Source organism: Paenibacillus sp. MAEPY2 (assembly GCF_000499205.1).
Classification (GTDB): domain Bacteria; phylum Bacillota; class Bacilli; order Paenibacillales; family Paenibacillaceae; genus Paenibacillus; species Paenibacillus vandeheii.
The window spans coordinates 117,124-133,852 of the sequence record NZ_AWUK01000010.1 but is presented as its reverse complement, the minus strand read 5'-3'; the positions used below and the strand labels follow the sequence as shown (position 1 = coordinate 133,852).

Here is a 16,729-nt window from a genome sequence, read left to right as displayed (position 1 = left end):
CAACTAAAAAAGCTGCACCCTTTATTACGGGGATGCAGCTTCTTCAATATTGTATATAACAGGAAGCTACAACCCTCTTTACAGTGAACCCTCAAGGTTTGCAGGTTGTTTTTCCTCATTCACCAGACCACGAATAAAGGTTTCAACATTTGGAGCGAGCCAAGTGATCTTGTAGCCTTCTGCTTTATTTACATGAACAACCTCAGGTTCGCCAGCATTACCGGATTCACGATAATCCAGCATCACCACCTCAGACTTAGACGGGCACTCACTCAGGACGACACCGATTTCCGGGTAACCACCCTGCTCGATTATCAACCGGCTGCCTGCTTCTCCACCCAATGAATGTGCCTTCTCACGTCCAACACCCAGGATATTTGAAATTTCAATGTAGATCTTCCCATCATTCCCGGCCTGGCTAACCGGAAAATAACGATAGTAGGGTACACCACCATTATGTAGTTTCATCATGTTTATATAGAATGTCGGCAGCTTGAATACCAGCTGCTCCTCCACGGATTCAATCTGCTCATCGGTAGGCGGGGACAACACATATTGATCGACGTTTGCTGGACTGTCATTCCAAAAGCTCGTCGAATCAGGATGGATACCAGGTGCAGCTTCGATGTTGATTTCAGTCACAGAGTGCAGTGTTTCCACAGGCTCCTCTTCCGATTCCTGTGCGGGCTCCTCTGTTGTTTTATTCCGAATCCATTCCAGGAACTCCTGTGTATCCTCATCTCCCGGCTCCAATCGGTCCGCTGCTTCGAAAGCTTCACGCGCGTTCTCATATTGCTCCAAATAGTAATACGCCAGACCAATACGGTAATGCCAAAGCGGGTCATTTTGCCCCTCTTCTTCAACCGACAGGAATTGCTCCACTGCCTCCTGGTAACGCTCCATATTATTCAGCGCTCTGCCCAAATGGTTGACCAGAATATAATCCCGCTCCTCCTCCGGAACCTGTGTAATCGCATCCACAATCTCTTCAAATTCATCCTGATCATGCCAGGCCTCTAGCCGTTCCAAGAGTTCATCGTTCATTGATCTTGCCTCCCTCTCTTATTCGTTGTAGAAATTATAGCATTTAGGTGCTGTCCACTCCAAAAAAAGCATATGTTCTCCATTTTCGAGAAGTACGCACATCTGTAACATTAGGTATTATAAAAAGAAATAAGAGCGCTACCGGAAAGGTAAGCGCCCCTAGAATTCCTATAACTACGTTCATCTTGCCAAAGCTCATTCAAGCTCATTTAAGAAGGCTCATCCGCCATCCGGTTATAGATGCGATCCGCCACTTGCATCAAGCAACTGTCCCGTTACCCAACGGCTATCCGGTGAAGCCAGAAATGCAGCAATATCTGCAATATCCTCCGGCTCACCCCACCGGCCAAAGGCGGAAAGGCCAGCCGCATATTTTTGCCCCTCCGTATCCTGCAACGTCCCAGCATTCATCTCGGTATTAATAATTCCCGGCTGGATGGCGTTGACCGTAATATTACGGCTCCCTAGTTGCTTCGCGAGAAGCAGCGTAAATGTATCAATCGCTCCTTTGGACACGCTGTACGTAAATACTCCTGGAGAAGCTACCCTGGTTACAAAGGATGAAATATTAATAATTCGCCCCCCGTCATTTATTCGGGACAAAGCCTGCTGTGTCACAAAAAGTGGTGCTTTTACATTAAGATTCATGACCTCTTCGTAGGACGCTTCTGTCGTCTCTTCGATCCCAACGATCTGCCCAATCCCCGCATTATTCACCAGAATATCGAATCCACTGGCCTCCGTCTGATTCTGAATAACCTCATCCAGCGCAGCAAATAAGTGATGAATGCCATCCATCGTTCTCAGGTCAGCACCCACAGCGCAGGCATTGCCTCCATGTTGCTCAATCTGGCGAACGACTGCTTCCGCCTCATCCTGTCTGTTTCCATAGTGAACCACAACATATGCGCCCTCCTGAGCCAACCGCAACGCAATGCTTCTGCCGATTCCCCGGCTTGCCCCCGTGACTAAAGCGATTTTATCTTTTAATACGTCCATGTGCTCATCTCCTCTATTCTAATGACAAGAATAGTTATATCACGGTGCCTTTTTTGAGATGTTGCTCTTTAATTCCTCGTCTGGCTCTGAGAAGAGCGATATAAAAACGATATCTGATCTGATCATTCATCCTTTACTATTTCAATCCAATCGAAAATCTATTGGACATAAAATTATATATTATATATAATTTATTATATAAACGAATACTACTACACATATTTGGAGGCGTTATCATGGGTAGATTATCAGGTAAAGTGGCAGTTATCACAGGTGCAGGCAGTGGTATGGGCGCTGAACAGGCTCGTTTATTTGCCAAAGAAGGTGCAAAAGTGGTTGGTGCTGATATGAATATGGAAGGTCTTCAGAACATAATTGACGAGATCAAAGCCAGTGGCGGGGATGCCATTGCGGTCAAATTGAATATATCCTCACCTGAGGAATGGGAAAGCACAATTAAAGCGGCTGTAGATACGTATGGCAAAGTCAATGTTCTGGTCAATACGGCAGGGGTGGCAGGTCCATTTGTAGCCAAGGCCGCTGAACATGACGTGAATGAATGGGACAAACTGATTGGTATTAACCTGAAGGGGGCTTTCCTGGGCAGCAAATATGCCATTCCCGAAATGATTAAGGACGGAGGCGGTTCAATCGTTACGATCTCTTCCATCGGTGGTCTAATTGGTGGACAAGGAGGGACAGGCTACGGGGCTGCCAAAGCCGGTCTCATCGGGATGACCCGAAACATCGCAGTCGATTATGGTAAAGACAATGTGCGTGCAAACGTAATCTGCCCGGGCCAGATCAGAACACCGATGTCTGCTGTTCTTGAAACAGACGAGGCGAAAGAAGCCAAGCAATATTACCTGAACAAAACGCCTCTGGGACACTTTGGCGATCCGATTGATATCGCCTATGCAGCACTGTTCCTTGCATCCGAAGAATCCAAATTCATAACGGGTACAGAGATCATTGTGGATGGCGGCGTTATGGCTAACTAAGCTCTCGAAACCAATAAGAGACAGCTACGATTACTGTAGACTGTCTCTTTCTTGTGTTTCATTTTGGATAGTCAAGGATTGTCTGGTCAATATCTCGAATGATTCTTTTGCTTTTTCAAATTCGTCCTGGACTAGGGCATTCACAAGCTCCTCCAGGTACAGGCTGCGAATTTTCGTTCGCTCCACATCGCCCCAGTTCATCTGGGAGTAGACATTGGTGATAAACGTGATATCCGAGTAAAATTTGATAAATGCTTTGTTTCCAGCGACCTGAAAGACATAACCGCATAATTGATGCACCTTCACAACGTATTCCAAAATGTTCTTTTGGCTTAGCTGTTCCTTGGCTTCTCTTAAATACTGCTGAAGTTGATCCTTATTATCTCCATCCCACTTCGATCTGGAATAATCAATTCCAATTCGGAACAGTTCAATCAAGGCAGTTGTGTAGTCCGCCATCTCCTCTTCGGAAATCGCCTTTACACGCACGCCCCTTCTTGGCAGCCGCTCGATCACACCTCTGCTTTCCAGGATGTAGAATGCTTCTCTAACTGGAATATTACTTACATTTAACTCTTTGGCTATGTTGGATTCAATTAATCGAGTATCTTGAACCAGCTCGCCAATAAATATTTTTTTTAATATATAATTCGCAATTTGATCTGGCAATTGGCTTCTCTCATTATTCAATAATGAAGAGAAATGATAGCTTTGCATATCTTTTATCCCTTCTACACTGATTCATATTTCATGATACATGTGGACAGGCTGTTTTCATTATGAATTATTATATCGCAATATGGAGTGTTAACCAAAACAATATCAAAAGAGCGAGCTGGTCCGTATTACCGGAACCAGCTCGCCCTTTGAAGTTATATGGATGCGCTATTCAATGAAGCTGAGCCTTCGACTCCAGCGAATAGCATATATATGCTTTTACAAGCCTTCGATCAGCTCTTTGATTGAGCTGTCGCTCTCCAGTGCGCGAATGATCAACGTCACGGCTTCAGCTCTTGTCGCTTTGCCGTTCGGCGAGAACACGGAGGATGATAATCCTTGAACAAGGTTCGCAGATGAAGCTTGTGCAATCACATCTGCAGCCCAATTGCTGCTATCCACATCGTTGAAGCTGGCTGGTGTGCTGGTCGCCAGCGCATTCAGATTGAGCATGCGAGCAATGATTGCCACCATCTCGGCGCGGGAAATTGTTGCATTTGGCTTGAAGCTGCCGTCCGGATAGCCACCGATTACTCCCTTATCAGCCAGAGCATCGATGTAACCCGCAGCCCAGTTCGAGCTGGTATCCTTGAAGCTGGCCGAAACAGCGCTTTCGCCGAGACCGAATGCCCGAGCGATCATAGCGGTGAATTCCGCTCTGGTAACGGATGCATTAGGCTGAAACTTACCGTTGGCATAACCGTTAATCATGCGCAGCTTCATGGCAGCACTGATGTTTCTGTCGGCCCAGTGACCCGTGATATCACTGAAGGTTTTAGTTTCATTTTTCGTTGCAGCAATGGCTTCGTTAAGTGTCTTCAGAACCGTTTCCTGGCTAACTACACCGGATTTGAACGGATTGACTTGTGTTGCAGGAGGTACCGTTGGTTCCGTTGTAGGAGGTGTTGTAACTGTACCCGAATCTGTATCAGAATCCGTTGTTGGGTTAGTTGGTGTTGTAGTTGAACCACCACCTGTGCTTGGTGTCGTAGTTGAACCGCCACCTGTACCAGGTGTCGATGGTGTCGTTGTGCCTGGATTTGTTGTATCCGTAATAGACAGTGCAATCTGGTTGCTTAGATACATAACTTGAGTGCTATATTTGCTTGGCAGACCCTCTACCTGAACGGAGGCAAATTTTCCACTTTGCTGATTAGCGCCATAGTTTACAAGCGTTACAACACCTGGACTCGGCACATAGCTGTTGGTAAAGTTCACGTGCAGCGATCCGGAGGTGTTTACCGTACCTTTAACATCGAGTACGTCATTTGCGGAAGCTACGTTCAGCTCCAGCGTACCGTCAGCAACCTGTGTGAAGTTGCCTTCAATATTCCATTTCCCAGTTACGCTCTCCGTAACCGTACCACCGCTGTTGACCACATCGCCACTCCCGAATGCAGTAGCGGTATCACCTTCCAATGTACCTGCATTAACCTGGGTACCGCCGGAGTAGGTGTTCGCTCCCCGCAGCTTCAAGGTACCGCTGCCTTCCTTTGTCAGCTTGCCCGTACCGGAGATGTTGTTCCGCCAAATGTCCATGGCGTTGAAACCACCCTTGCTGGCATCCATCGTTACCGTTACATCGCTATTGAATGCACCGTATCCGTCTGCTGCCGCAAATAGATTAAGACGTCCCCAGCCTTCCGGATCATCAAGCAAAGGATAGCCTGATTCTATTGCCGTTGTTGCTAGCACAGCACGACGCTGTTGATCTGTCAGATAAGGCTGTCTGGTCTCAGTCAGCACTTCTGCTCCCTTAGGTACCGCCACAGGCTCCGTTGTGGAACTGATCTGCTCGAACCCGTAGGTCAGACGCTGGGTATAATCAGCCTTGTTTTTCTCATAGTCGGTAAAACGATCTTCTGCTGAGCCAGTCTCTTTCAACAATACGTTATGCGCCTGATCATACGCCGCTTGCTTCAGGTCTGCATTTTCTGGATCATTCAGAGCACCTGCTGCCAAGGCCGTTGCGAGTACACGACCGCCCATGACATCCAGCGGGGAGTGCATTCCGGCAACTACCCGGTTGTTGCCCATTTCCGATGCACGGGTTACCAACTCCTGGAACCGTTCAGGAGTCGCATAAGCTAATGCAAGCGCAGCAAGGTAGGAAGCATTGGTATGCCCGCTCGGGAAGCCGCCGTCAGAGGCTGCATCTTTCTCATCTTTGATTGCCGGTCTCAGCGTTGGCACGACAACTTCATTCGTATTTAGCCAGCGGAAAGGACGCATGTAATTGAAGAAATTTTTTGATGGATTCGATGATGCGGCGTTACCCCGCAAGGCTCCAACCAGATCTACTATTTTGCCCAACTCGGAATTCGAATCTCCGGCTTTGTTCGTGGTATTACCATCATCATACTTTGTTGTCGTGGCATCGTCCGGTATGCTCGTAATTGTGGTATATGTGCCTGATTTTTCACGATACACATTGGCCAGCGAACCCAGACCCTCGGTCGCACCGTAGGATTGGTTCGTACGGTCCGTATAGTAAGCGGCATCCTCCTCCGCTTGAGTACGTGTTGCTGCGATATTCGCTACATATTGAATGTTGTAGTCCAGTACCTTCTCGTTAAGCTTCGTACCATTGTTCCAGGAGTCGCCTGGTGTCCATAGGTCCAGAAACTTGGACAGTGTGCCAATGGCCGAGTTGGTTTCTTTTGTTGTGTTGGCGGAACTGTTGCTCTTATACGTATCTACAAAGTACCCCCACGCCGGCTCGGCCGGCAACGGGATTGTGGTATCATCCGACGCTGCAAGCGCAATGCTTGATGCGAATGAATTGGAGATAAGTGCTACACCCACAGCAGCGGCTAACATTCTCTTTTTGTTTTTGTTGGCTTTCGTTTTCAATTCTTTTCGACTCCCATCGTTTTGTAGTTGGTCTCGAATCGGTCTCAATGTAGCATCAGGCCCCTTCAACCAGCAATAAAACAATTTCGCCATTGTATCAATTTAGGATCAATATCGCCTTTTTTCGACATTTAACATTCTCTTAATAAAAATCATGAACTGAAGGGCAATCGTGTAGTGTATAATCGTCGCCGGGAGGAATGCCTCATGAAAAAATGGAGCTCCGCATGGGCCGGCCTGGCGGTATCGTACGTATCTATCGTGCTCGTCATTGTCCTGCTCGTATGCTCTTTCTTCTATATCTATTTTTCGCGCAGTTACAATGAAGAATTGCAGAACAAGAATCAGCTGATTCTGGAAAATACAACGCGAACCATTGAAGGGACGATCCTGCAAAGGGTACAACAAATCTATCTGGACCTGTCACTCAACAAGTCTGCGGATATTCGTCTGTTCGCGGAACCGTCTACCCGGAGCGGACTGGACAGCGTCATCGATCTTCAGGAGTTGCTGAAATCCAAGGTAGCCGGCAACGCGGACATCATTCAGGCCATACATCTCTATTATCCTGGACAAAACATCATGCTTTCGTCGCTCTACGGGCTGCGCTATAACGCCGATCAAGGTGAGAGCGCGGTATATTATGCAGATTGGCTTCAGGACATGCGTACCAGCAAGCAAAATAGCCTGTGGACGGCTTCGCGTCAGGTGCCGCAGGACATTTTCTCCAGCCTGCCGGGTGACAGCAGCAACGCCCTGTTTACGTACGCGCACAGCTATCCTTTTCAGTCCACAGGCGAAACCGGAGATGTCTATATTGCAATAGATGTAAAAGAAAGCGCGATTAGCAGCATCATCGAGAATATGATGCCTTCACAATACAAAAGCACATTTATCGTTAACCCGATGGGTAACACAATCAGCAATGCCTATACAGACATTCTGGAGCAGCCGGGGGAATACTTTGCCAGTATCAAAAAAGCATTACAATCCGGTAAAGTGAAGGGCAGCTTTGACGACAAGATTGGCAATACATCGGTTGTCGCGTCCTACCAGACCCTGCCATCGACAGGCTGGACTATCTATAGCGCAATGCCAGCCAGCTTTTATTATGAGCAATCGATTATGATACAGAAGCTCATCCTTGGCATCTGTATTATCACCATCTTGATCGGTCTGGCGCTGTCAGCCGTACTGGTCAGAGCCAACTACAGCCCGATTAAGCGCCTCGTCAGCCGAATTAAGGACCTATCCGGTCCGGCTTCGAAGCACATTACGAATGAATACCGCCTGATCGACAGTGCCTTCATGCAATTGAGCGATAAGGTGAGCAGCCTTGAGGAAACGCTGCTGGCGAACAGCCCGGCAATTAAGCACAACGCTGTACTGAATCTACTGCACGGCGGCTATAGCCGAGAACAGTGGGAAGAGGAACGGACTGCACTGGGCATTTCACAGCCATATCATGGATACTGCTGCTTGCTTCTGAATACCGAGGTAGCCCATAGGGGACTTAGTTCAGAGAACCTGCCATCCGTAATATCGCGATTGATTCATGGGCTGGAGTCCCTGTCTCTGCCGGAAAGTCGCCTCATTGCCGAGGAGCTGCCGGACAAGAAGCTGGCGGTTATTCTATGTACCGATATAGCGTCTGAACCGCTGCTAAACAAGCTATCCCATCTTCTATTGTCAGAAGCACGACAGCAATTCCAGCTCGATATCCAGCTGTCGTCAGGCTCCTGGGTGCAGGAGCTGGCCGAGGTGCATCAAAGCTTCAGCGAGGCACAAGCGTTGATGAAATACGCGTATTTCCTGCCTGAGCTCCTTATTCTGAAGGATCGCAGTATTCTCCAGCGAGAGCACAACATGGATGAAATTCCGCAGGCCATACTTGCCAAGTTCAGGGACAAGCTTCATGCCAGGCAGCCGGAAGAGGCTGTTGCAGCCGTTGATCAGTTCATTTCCACAATGAGGGAAGGATTGTATCCCGCAGACTATTGCCATTTTATGCTGGCGAACGCGGTATTTGTCTACTCAGATGTTGTGAAAAATGTCCGTTATAAGCACCCCCTTCAGCTCGGTCATCCCGATCTGTACCATGAGTACATCAGTATCGCCAATATCGTGGCATATCGCGACTGGCTGGTGGAGTCAGTCACGGTGTTCATCTCCGAAACGGAGAACCGGAACAGCGAGCGGGCCGTCTCCACCATTGGGATGGCGAAACAATATATTGAGGAGCATCTGTCCGAAGATCTGTCACTGGAGGTCGTAGGGGCGCAGGTTTTCATCAGTCCCAAATATTTGAGCAAGCTTTTTAAAGAGGAACTTGGCATCACCTATACCGACTATGTCACCTCCCGGCGGATGGAACGGGCCAAAGAACTGATTGAGAACAACAACATGACCATTGAACGGGTCGCAAGCTCCGTCGGTTACGGAACTACTGCCTATTTCATTAAACGGTTCAAGGAAATGTACGGCTGTACGCCAGGCCATTATTTACGAAAGACTGCTTCGGCGGAAATCGCGGAAGCCGGATCTTAGGGCGAGGAAGGTAGCGGATGAAAAAAAAGGGATGGCTGCGCGTTATCGCGCTTCTCATAGTGTTGATTCCGGTAGGTATGATTAGTATCCTTGGCGGCTGCGATCTGCCACTCGGGCAGAAGACCACGACGGATAAGCAAGAAGCCGATTCGGCTTCTCCCACTCCACGCTACCACATATCATGGACGATGCATCAAAATGTTCCGGTACCGGAGGATGCGGAAATGCTCAAGTACGTGGAGGACAAATTTGACGTCGACCTGGATGTATGGAACCTTGAAAATAGCAAATATGAATCCCTTCTCGACATGCAGCTGGCCCAGGGTGCCATTCCCGACCTGTTCCGTATCCGCCAGCCGCAGGATCTGCTGAAGTACCAGCAACAGGGCGTACTGGCCGAGATTCCTGTCGATATGCTCAACACATACGCACCGAACCTGATGCGGATCATCCGGGAAAATGAACCTGCTTATGAAAATGCGGGAATGATTGATGGGACCTATTACGGTATTCCCGTCATTAATCCGACCAACATCTATCGCACCCCAGTCGTTTTCCGGCAGGACTGGTTGGATAAGCTCGGCCTGCCGGTTCCGCAAACGCTGGCTGATTTTGAGAAGGTGATATACGCCTTCACCAACGATGATCCGGACGGCAATGGGATCAAGGATACCTATGGCCTGTCCAGCGAAGGCATGAACGTAGTATTTGGCGCTTTCGGTCAGATTGTCTTTGCCGATCAACTCTACTTCAGCATAAAGGATGGAGAGCAGGTCATCGGCGCCCTTCAGCCCGAAATGAAAGAAGCACTGCAATATTTGCGCAAATGGTACCAGGACGGTGTAATCGATCCCGAGTTTATTACCGGGGAGAATAAAGGTGGTTATAAACATCTGTCCCACGCCTTTATTAACGGCAGGATCGGAATGACCTCGATGGGAAATTATTATCACTGGATTCAGGACGGTGATTACCTGGATTGGAGTTATGGTTCGAACGGCCATGTCGTAGAGACTCCGGTACAATCCACCTTTAACGTGAAAGAGCTGACCGCCAAGAACCCGGAGGCTCGGGTGGTATTCAGCAGACCTTTTACCGGACCTCATGGACAACGTGGCTCCAAGGGATACGATATGTTAATGAGCTTCACGGCTATCGGCGCCGACGCCATCAAGGAACCGGGCAAGCTGGAGACGATTCTTCGGATTCTGGATGATGTTAGCGCCAACCCTGATCCGAATGAGGCAGCTACCATGGCCTTCGGGATAAAGGGCACGCACTGGACCTGGACTGAGACGCATCCGCAGGACACGGTCATTCTGCCTCCGTACGATAAGATGTTCAGTTATCAGAACAGCATTGGCGCCAATCTGGGCATGACCTTGCCCCTAAAGCAGAACGGTCGGCGAGAGCAATGGGCTTCGACCCTCGGCCTGGATCAGGACGGCATTTACAACTCGCTTGAGGTAGCAACCCCCTCCCTTGCCAAAAACGGAGCAGAGCTGATCAAGCTGAAGAACAAGGCCTACATCTCCTTCATTACAGGCGAGAGACCACTGAGCGAATTTGATGATTTCGTAGAGGAATTTATGGCCTCAGGCGGTGCGGAAGTGTTGCGGGAAGCGAATGAGGGATTATGAAACGAAACAGGATATAAGGACTTTGAGTTACATTCAGTAAACAAAACGCGAAAAGGCTTCAGTTAAACCGAAGCCTTTTCGCGCCAAATACAGTTTTATAATCATGTTATTTATTTATTTGAGCAAGTTCACTAAAAAAAACCAAGAACACACTAAACAAAATAACCACAAGAATTGTAAAACTAATACTGGCTAACGTTACATATTTTTTTGAAGTTTGCGGGTTGATAACTTTTGAAAAAGAATACACAAATACATAACTAAATATAGCAACAACTACAAGAATTAAAGGTGTAATAGTCATAAATTCAAAACCTCTCATTTTAAAAAGTCAGTTTGTGTCCATGTCCAAGTAAATGAAGTTGGTCTGGCTTCGTCATAATTAAAGCCAAGACTTAATGAAACAGAAGGCTCTTTAGAAAAAGTAAATTGTGGGGAGGTAACTGCGAGCCTCTTATGAAAGTAATTACCTACCATGGAACTAGTAATCTTATTCCCACTATTATCATGCCCTACTTGAAGAGTCATTGAGGCCGCTCCTTGATGCTCTTGTTGAAGACCTCGACTAACTAAGTTAACATCCCATCCAATTCCTGTTCCAGGCTGGATGGTTTCATAACCTGTTTGTGTGACTCCTCCTGATGTGTTTTTCTTATCGGTATAATAAATTAGTTTATACCAGTGCTTGGCAGAATTGTTTACTACCGAATAATTATTGTTCCACGCTAATCCAAACTTATCAACACCAGAAAAAGTTGGGCTATACTTCCAATTCCAATTATAATTCACTGTAAATTGTGCTATCCCTTTGCTTGCTGTTCTTATACGACTCACAACAAGAGTATGAGAAAAATTTGTATCTTGTAAGGCTTGTGGACTAATTGAACCTGAAGTTTTAGAATCGGTGATATTATCTTTAGCTGTCTGGCTAGTTACATAAACAGCTCCATCATCAACTAATTCTTTTTTTTGCTCAGGGATAAGCAATGTGATAACGCTCTCCGGATAACCATTTTCTCTCAAATACGCATCATACGAAGCTTCTTCTTCACTCACAAAGATTTCAGGCTTTATATCTTCTGAAGACAAGCTATCTTGTATACTTGATGTTGAACTAGGGCTAGCTAATACACTACTTGAAAAAAGTGAACTTAATAATAGAGCGGCTAATAATGACTTTCTTACTTTCATATTTCTTCCTCCATTTTAATAAATACTTCCAACTGGCACCTCACAAGTAATACCCTTAGATTTGCAGTGTGATCTGGTATACAAATAATCTATATAATTGTTAACATTTGCATCTCCAAAACCAGAATTTAATATCTAAAGATCATCCAAAAAGGATCCATTATGCCGTAGGAATAACCCATGTTATCAGAATTACATTTCTTAATACATCCTTCTAAAATCCTAATTTTACTGTTTATTACATCTGTTATTAATCAAAATCGGTCCTATTGTCCTACGATAAAATCCTCATCCGAAACCATTTGATCTAAGCATCGAACGGTCTTCCCACCATCTAATGACAGAAAAGAGCAGCTCTCCGCTGCTCTTTTTCATATTCACATGTGATCGACTCAAGCCAAATATTCCGCCATAATCTGCTCGATATCGAATGGGGTAATCCCTTGCTCCACCGAATAAATCGTATCCGCCTGTTCTATCGTGTCCACCAGTTCACCTCGGGCCTTAGCATGAAGCATGAACAAGTCGTACAAGTCCGGTTTACGCAACGTAGTCAGAGCTTTGCCCATCAGGACCATCCCTTTTTGATTGCCCTCGACATTATTGTAGTAATCCGGGTGTCTGGTGAGCGCCAGATCGGTCCAGATTACCGTACGCTCCACCAGATCCATAATGACGGGAATCGCAATCTGCGTATCCGCAGTAATATCGATCTTGTTAGCCACTGTGGACGGCTCGAAAATCTCCCCGGAACCCGGCTTCTTCCGCATCATCCAGCCCACAAAACACTCCGGCAAATCGCAATACGGATGACTCGTAAAGGAAAGCAGGCTCGCCACCACATAACGTCCGCCATAATCAACAATCGACGGAATATGCAGGTCAATGAACTCGCTTGCACCATGAGGTGCTGTCACGATATCCCCGCTGTGAACGGCCTTGTAGTTGGATGAACGCAGATTCGTATAGGAGATATGCTCCACATAGTTCCAGTTCTCATCGTACATCACCGCAGACAGATCGATATCCACGCGCCCCGTTGCTAGACCATTTACGGTCCCTTCCTTCCACCAGTTGAAGAAACGAATCGTATCTCCTTCCGCCATCGGCACCCGGCTTCCCCGTACAATCGTATGAAGAGCCTTGCTCGCCGATCTTTGGGAAAAGGGAACCAGGTAATCATGGAGCTGCGGATCGACATACGTCTTCCCAAGCGAAGGAAGGACGGCAAAACGCTGCACCAGCGCCAGTTCACACATCTGCACAACGTCGAGACAAGTGCCCTCGGCTATCTTCGGAAGCTGATTCGGAACAGCAAAAGCTTTCGCTACATTGCCTTTCGGGAAAAATACACGCAGATCCTGCGGCTCATTACGCTGGGCAAAATGCTGTTTTACCTGCAGCAATACCGGGGTTGATACGTGCTCCAGAATTTCACTGAACGCCAGCAATACATATTCCTTATCCGTGGTAGAGCGCAACAGGTGATCCAATCTTCTCGCAAATTCACCCGGGCGCTGCTTCAACAGCTCAATCAGACTCCACACATTCTGGTATTGGAAGGCAAGCTCCACGCTCCCGTTAAAGGTCGTAAACGGCTTGTTATTACGCAAAATATCAAAAGCTTCCTCACATTGCGGGTACCGCAGCTTATATTCCGAAGGATGCAGAATTTCGCCCAGACGAATCCAGCGATCCTTGTAACGGAGCATATCTTCCGTAATCGAACCACATTGCCCCAGAAGACCAAGCAGCAGGCGTCTCTCACGCCGTTTGAATTTACGGAAAGGCGAAGCCAGAGCCAGACTGACATCGCCATCCGACCAGGCCACTGCGAGACGAAGGACATCCGTTGCCGTTCTGAAATATGGACCGATCCGGTCGATATTGGCCTTTTCATACTTTAATAAGGAAGCTACCACGAACCCCACATTTTCCTTGAAAGGAATCTCGGCTGGCAACAGCGCATCCACTTCATCCGGTTCCGAATGCTCCAGCACCTTATCAATATCTGCTTTGTCTGTCTCCGAGATGGAGCCCTTCGCTTCGATCAGTTGGCGCATGAGCGTCTGGAAGTCTGCCTTGTTGCCGAGGCCAATGACTTTCAGGTTTACTTTGTCCAGCAAAGGCACTCTTTCCACGGGTTCACGATTCGGATATACCAGGGTCAGATAATGAAGGATGGCGTTCAGGTAGAGCTCCACCTCATCTTCCTCCATCACCTGCGCTGGAAATCCAGGGTACATCAGTTTGTAGTCCACATGCGCGCCGACCATGATTCTCAGATCAGCCACAACCTGGGCCACCAATGCTTCAAATTGTTCCTTGGATAATGTTCGCACGGCTTGCATCAACTCATCCGAGAACGTGTATCCAAGCGTTTCTATATTTTTAAGGGCAGTCGCCAAATAAACCTTCGGCAGCTGTTTCTGCCCTTGTTCCTGCTCGATCATGAGTTTGTTCGCTCTGCGCAAATAGATGGTATTGTTCATGATAAAAGAGTCCAGGAAAGCCATATCCCTATGATTCAAAGGTCTGTTGAAGAAGGAAGGAATATGATAGCCTGGACGCCTCCTCTCTGAATTGAGATCTTCAGGAAAGCGGCAACCCTAAGTTCGCCAATGAAGTTAGAAGGAAGGATCGCCATAGCCTGAAGGCCAAAGGTCCGACGTTCGTGACCCGAACCTTTGATGAACCCATCATCTCAGATTCCACGATCTCCCAACAGGGCGAAAGTATTACGACATGCGAAACTAAGAAGGAATTCTCTGACTTGTGTCGAGCAGTACTGAAGATCGGCATACAACTGATGGTACATTAAAAAAAGAGCTAAGCACGGTTTTTAGCCGGCTTAGCTCTTTATCACACGCATGGCAAACAGGTTACATACAGCTCATTACATCCGAACGACTGATTTCTCAGCCGTCAGCCCGAGCACTCGAGCGGTTGAAGCATGGACTTGGTTTAGAAGATCGAGGTTCTCCACAAGCGATTTACCATAGGAAGGAACCATTTCCTTGATCTTTGGCTCCCACGCATCCATATGCTGCGGGAAGCACTTCTGGAGGATCTCCAGCATGACATGAACAGCAGTCGATGCACCCGGTGAAGCACCAAGCAATGCTGCAATCGAGCCATCCGCCGCAGTCACTACCTCCGTGCCGAATTGAAGCGTTCCTTTGCCGCCTTGGGCGGTGTCCTTAATCACCTGCACACGCTGCCCCGCCAGCACCATATCCCAATCCTCGCTCTTGGCGTCAGGAACAAAGTCACGCAATTCGGCCATACGTTGTTCCTTGGATAACATGAGCTGTTGGATCAGGTATTTGGTTAGTGAAATTTCTTTGACGCCTGCCGCGAGCATCGTGAGCAAGTTGTGCAGCTTCACGGACGTAATCAAGTCGGCATTGGAACCCGTCTTTAAGAATTTTGGTGAGAATCCGGCAAACGGTCCAAATAATAGCGATTTTTGATTCTCAATAAATCGGGTATCCAAATGCGGAACAGACATCGGTGGAGCACCCACCGAAGCTTTTCCATATACTTTGGCATGGTGCTGCTCCACGACTTTCGGGTTTTTGCACACCATGAAGATGCCGCTCACCGGGAAGCCGCCAATATGTTTGCCTTCTGGAATGCCGGATTTTTGCAGCAAGTGCAAGCTTCCGCCACCCGCACCGATGAAAACGAATTGCGCTGTGTGTCGTTCGACGGTTCCGCTCTTCAGATTTTTCACGGCTAATTCCCAAGATCCATTGCTTGTGCGTTTCATATTCTTCACGCTATGTTGATAGTGGATATCCACGTTTTGTTTCTTCAAGTGTTCCATTAGCATACGCGTTAAAGCACCAAAGTTAACATCCGTACCGGAGTCAATTTTGGTGGCTGCAATCGGTTCATTGCCCGTGCGGTTTTTCATCATCAGCGGAATCCATTCCGCCAGTTTTTTCTTATTATCTGAGAATTCCATGCCCACGAATAACGGATGTTTTGCTAACGCTTCAAAGCGTCTTTTTAGAAACAGGACATTCTGCTCTCCATGTACATAACTCAAATGAGGAAGCGGCATAATGAAGTCCCGCGGATTACGAATCAGATTGCTTTTGACGAGATAGGACCAAAATTGCCTTGAGATTTGAAAATGCTCATTCACCGTAATGGCTTTGCTAATATCTACGGATCCGTCTGGTCGTTCAACGGTATAGTTAAGTTCGCACAATGCAGAATGCCCGGTTCCGGCATTATTCCATTCGTTGGAGCTTTCCTCCCCCGCACTGGCGAGCTTCTCAAAAACCTTAATATTCCAGTCTGGTGCCAATTGTTTAAGCAAAGTTCCCAAAGTTGCACTCATAATTCCGGCACCAATCAAGATAACATCTGTACTCGTTTGTCCCTGGCTCATGTCTACCGTCCTTATATCCTATATTTGCCAAAAGGATGTAAGCGTTATCGATTTGGCATTGCAGCAAGCCCCATTCTTGAACAGGCCCGCCCCTTCTCTGAATGATATAACCTTGATCTAGTGTATCAATAATATGGGTCAATTTAAATATGCAATTTGAAGATATTTGCTATTCCATCAGTATACGCTAGTTTATGTCAGATAGATAACCCGGTTATAGGGCTGAAAGATTAATTTGTTCAATAAAAAGTATCCTTCGGCATTGCATTTATCGAATTGGTACAACTCATATCTAAGGATCGGACTATTATCATAATTTTGGTCAGTTCATAGAC

Annotated in this window: 10 protein-coding genes; 3 read left to right on the top strand and 7 right to left on the bottom strand. The window is 47.2% G+C overall.

The features are described from left to right. Positions 1 to 78: 78 nt before the first annotated feature. Both P364_RS0108010 and P364_RS0108005 read right to left on the bottom strand, forming a co-directional pair. On the bottom strand, positions 79 to 1,044 hold the full coding sequence (locus tag P364_RS0108010) for an SMI1/KNR4 family protein (RefSeq protein WP_024629620.1): 966 nt from the start codon (positions 1,042 to 1,044) through the stop codon (positions 79 to 81). A 234-nt stretch (positions 1,045 to 1,278) separates the two neighbouring features. Beyond that, positions 1,279 to 2,043, bottom strand: coding sequence for an SDR family oxidoreductase (locus tag P364_RS0108005; RefSeq protein WP_024629619.1), 765 nt, complete (start codon positions 2,041 to 2,043; stop codon positions 1,279 to 1,281). Positions 2,044 to 2,279: 236 nt separating this feature from the next. Here P364_RS0108005 and P364_RS0108000 point away from each other — a divergent pair, with 236 nt between their 5' ends. Further along, positions 2,280 to 3,044 carry an SDR family NAD(P)-dependent oxidoreductase gene (locus P364_RS0108000; protein WP_024629618.1) on the top strand — a complete coding sequence of 255 codons (765 nt, stop codon included), beginning with the start codon at positions 2,280 to 2,282 and terminating at the stop codon, positions 3,042 to 3,044. Positions 3,045 to 3,074: 30 nt separating this feature from the next. Here P364_RS0108000 and P364_RS0107995 read toward each other — a convergent pair whose 3' ends face one another. Together P364_RS0107995 and P364_RS38585 are read right to left on the bottom strand one after the other, a co-directional pair. Continuing rightward, positions 3,075 to 3,761, bottom strand: a complete 687-nt coding sequence (locus P364_RS0107995) for a GntR family transcriptional regulator (protein WP_024629617.1) — start codon at positions 3,759 to 3,761, stop codon at positions 3,075 to 3,077. 219 nt (positions 3,762 to 3,980) lie between these two features. Continuing rightward, positions 3,981 to 6,581, bottom strand: coding sequence for an S-layer homology domain-containing protein (locus P364_RS38585; RefSeq protein WP_029881638.1), 2,601 nt, complete (start codon positions 6,579 to 6,581; stop codon positions 3,981 to 3,983). Positions 6,582 to 6,821: 240 nt separating this feature from the next. Here P364_RS38585 and P364_RS0107985 point away from each other — a divergent pair, with 240 nt between their 5' ends. Beyond that, positions 6,822 to 9,161 carry an AraC family transcriptional regulator gene (locus P364_RS0107985; protein WP_024629615.1) on the top strand — a complete coding sequence of 780 codons (2,340 nt, stop codon included), beginning with the start codon at positions 6,822 to 6,824 and terminating at the stop codon, positions 9,159 to 9,161. A 17-nt stretch (positions 9,162 to 9,178) separates the two neighbouring features. Next, positions 9,179 to 10,801: an extracellular solute-binding protein gene (locus tag P364_RS0107980; RefSeq protein WP_024629614.1), complete on the top strand. Its 1,623-nt coding sequence runs from the start codon at positions 9,179 to 9,181 to the stop codon at positions 10,799 to 10,801. A 318-nt stretch (positions 10,802 to 11,119) separates the two neighbouring features. Here the strand turns inward: P364_RS0107980 and P364_RS0107970 are convergent, their stop codons facing one another. The 3 genes from P364_RS0107970 to P364_RS0107960 form a co-directional block, all read right to left on the bottom strand. Continuing rightward, entirely contained in the window at positions 11,120 to 11,992 is an 873-nt protein-coding gene (locus P364_RS0107970; protein ID WP_024629612.1) for a hypothetical protein, read from the bottom strand. A gap of 392 nt (positions 11,993 to 12,384) precedes the next feature. Continuing rightward, positions 12,385 to 14,484 carry a TerD family protein gene (locus P364_RS0107965; RefSeq protein ID WP_024629611.1) on the bottom strand — a complete coding sequence of 700 codons (2,100 nt, stop codon included), beginning with the start codon at positions 14,482 to 14,484 and terminating at the stop codon, positions 12,385 to 12,387. 404 nt (positions 14,485 to 14,888) lie between these two features. After that, the gene (locus tag P364_RS0107960; protein ID WP_024629610.1) at positions 14,889 to 16,394 is read right to left on the bottom strand and encodes a malate:quinone oxidoreductase; all 1,506 of its coding nucleotides are present in this window, start codon (positions 16,392 to 16,394) and stop codon (positions 14,889 to 14,891) included. Positions 16,395 to 16,729: the final 335 nt, after the last annotated feature.

Bases quoted from the DNA above. Each gene is read 5' to 3' on its own strand.
- P364_RS0108005 (WP_024629619.1), bottom strand. From the start codon at position 2,043: ATGGACGTATTAAAAGATAAAATCGCTTTAGTCACGGGGGCAAGCCGG.
- P364_RS0107985 (WP_024629615.1), top strand. From the start codon at position 6,822: ATGAAAAAATGGAGCTCCGCATGGGCCGGCCTGGCGGTATCGTACGTA.
- P364_RS0107965 (WP_024629611.1), bottom strand. From the start codon at position 14,484: ATGAACAATACCATCTATTTGCGCAGAGCGAACAAACTCATGATCGAG.
- P364_RS0107980 (WP_024629614.1), top strand. From the start codon at position 9,179: ATGAAAAAAAAGGGATGGCTGCGCGTTATCGCGCTTCTCATAGTGTTG.
- P364_RS38585 (WP_029881638.1), bottom strand. From the start codon at position 6,581: ATGTTAGCCGCTGCTGTGGGTGTAGCACTTATCTCCAATTCATTCGCA.
- P364_RS0108010 (WP_024629620.1), bottom strand. From the start codon at position 1,044: ATGAACGATGAACTCTTGGAACGGCTAGAGGCCTGGCATGATCAGGAT.
- P364_RS0107995 (WP_024629617.1), bottom strand. From the start codon at position 3,761: ATGCAAAGCTATCATTTCTCTTCATTATTGAATAATGAGAGAAGCCAA.
- P364_RS0107970 (WP_024629612.1), bottom strand. From the start codon at position 11,992: ATGAAAGTAAGAAAGTCATTATTAGCCGCTCTATTATTAAGTTCACTT.
- P364_RS0107960 (WP_024629610.1), bottom strand. From the start codon at position 16,394: ATGAGCCAGGGACAAACGAGTACAGATGTTATCTTGATTGGTGCCGGA.
- P364_RS0108000 (WP_024629618.1), top strand. From the start codon at position 2,280: ATGGGTAGATTATCAGGTAAAGTGGCAGTTATCACAGGTGCAGGCAGT.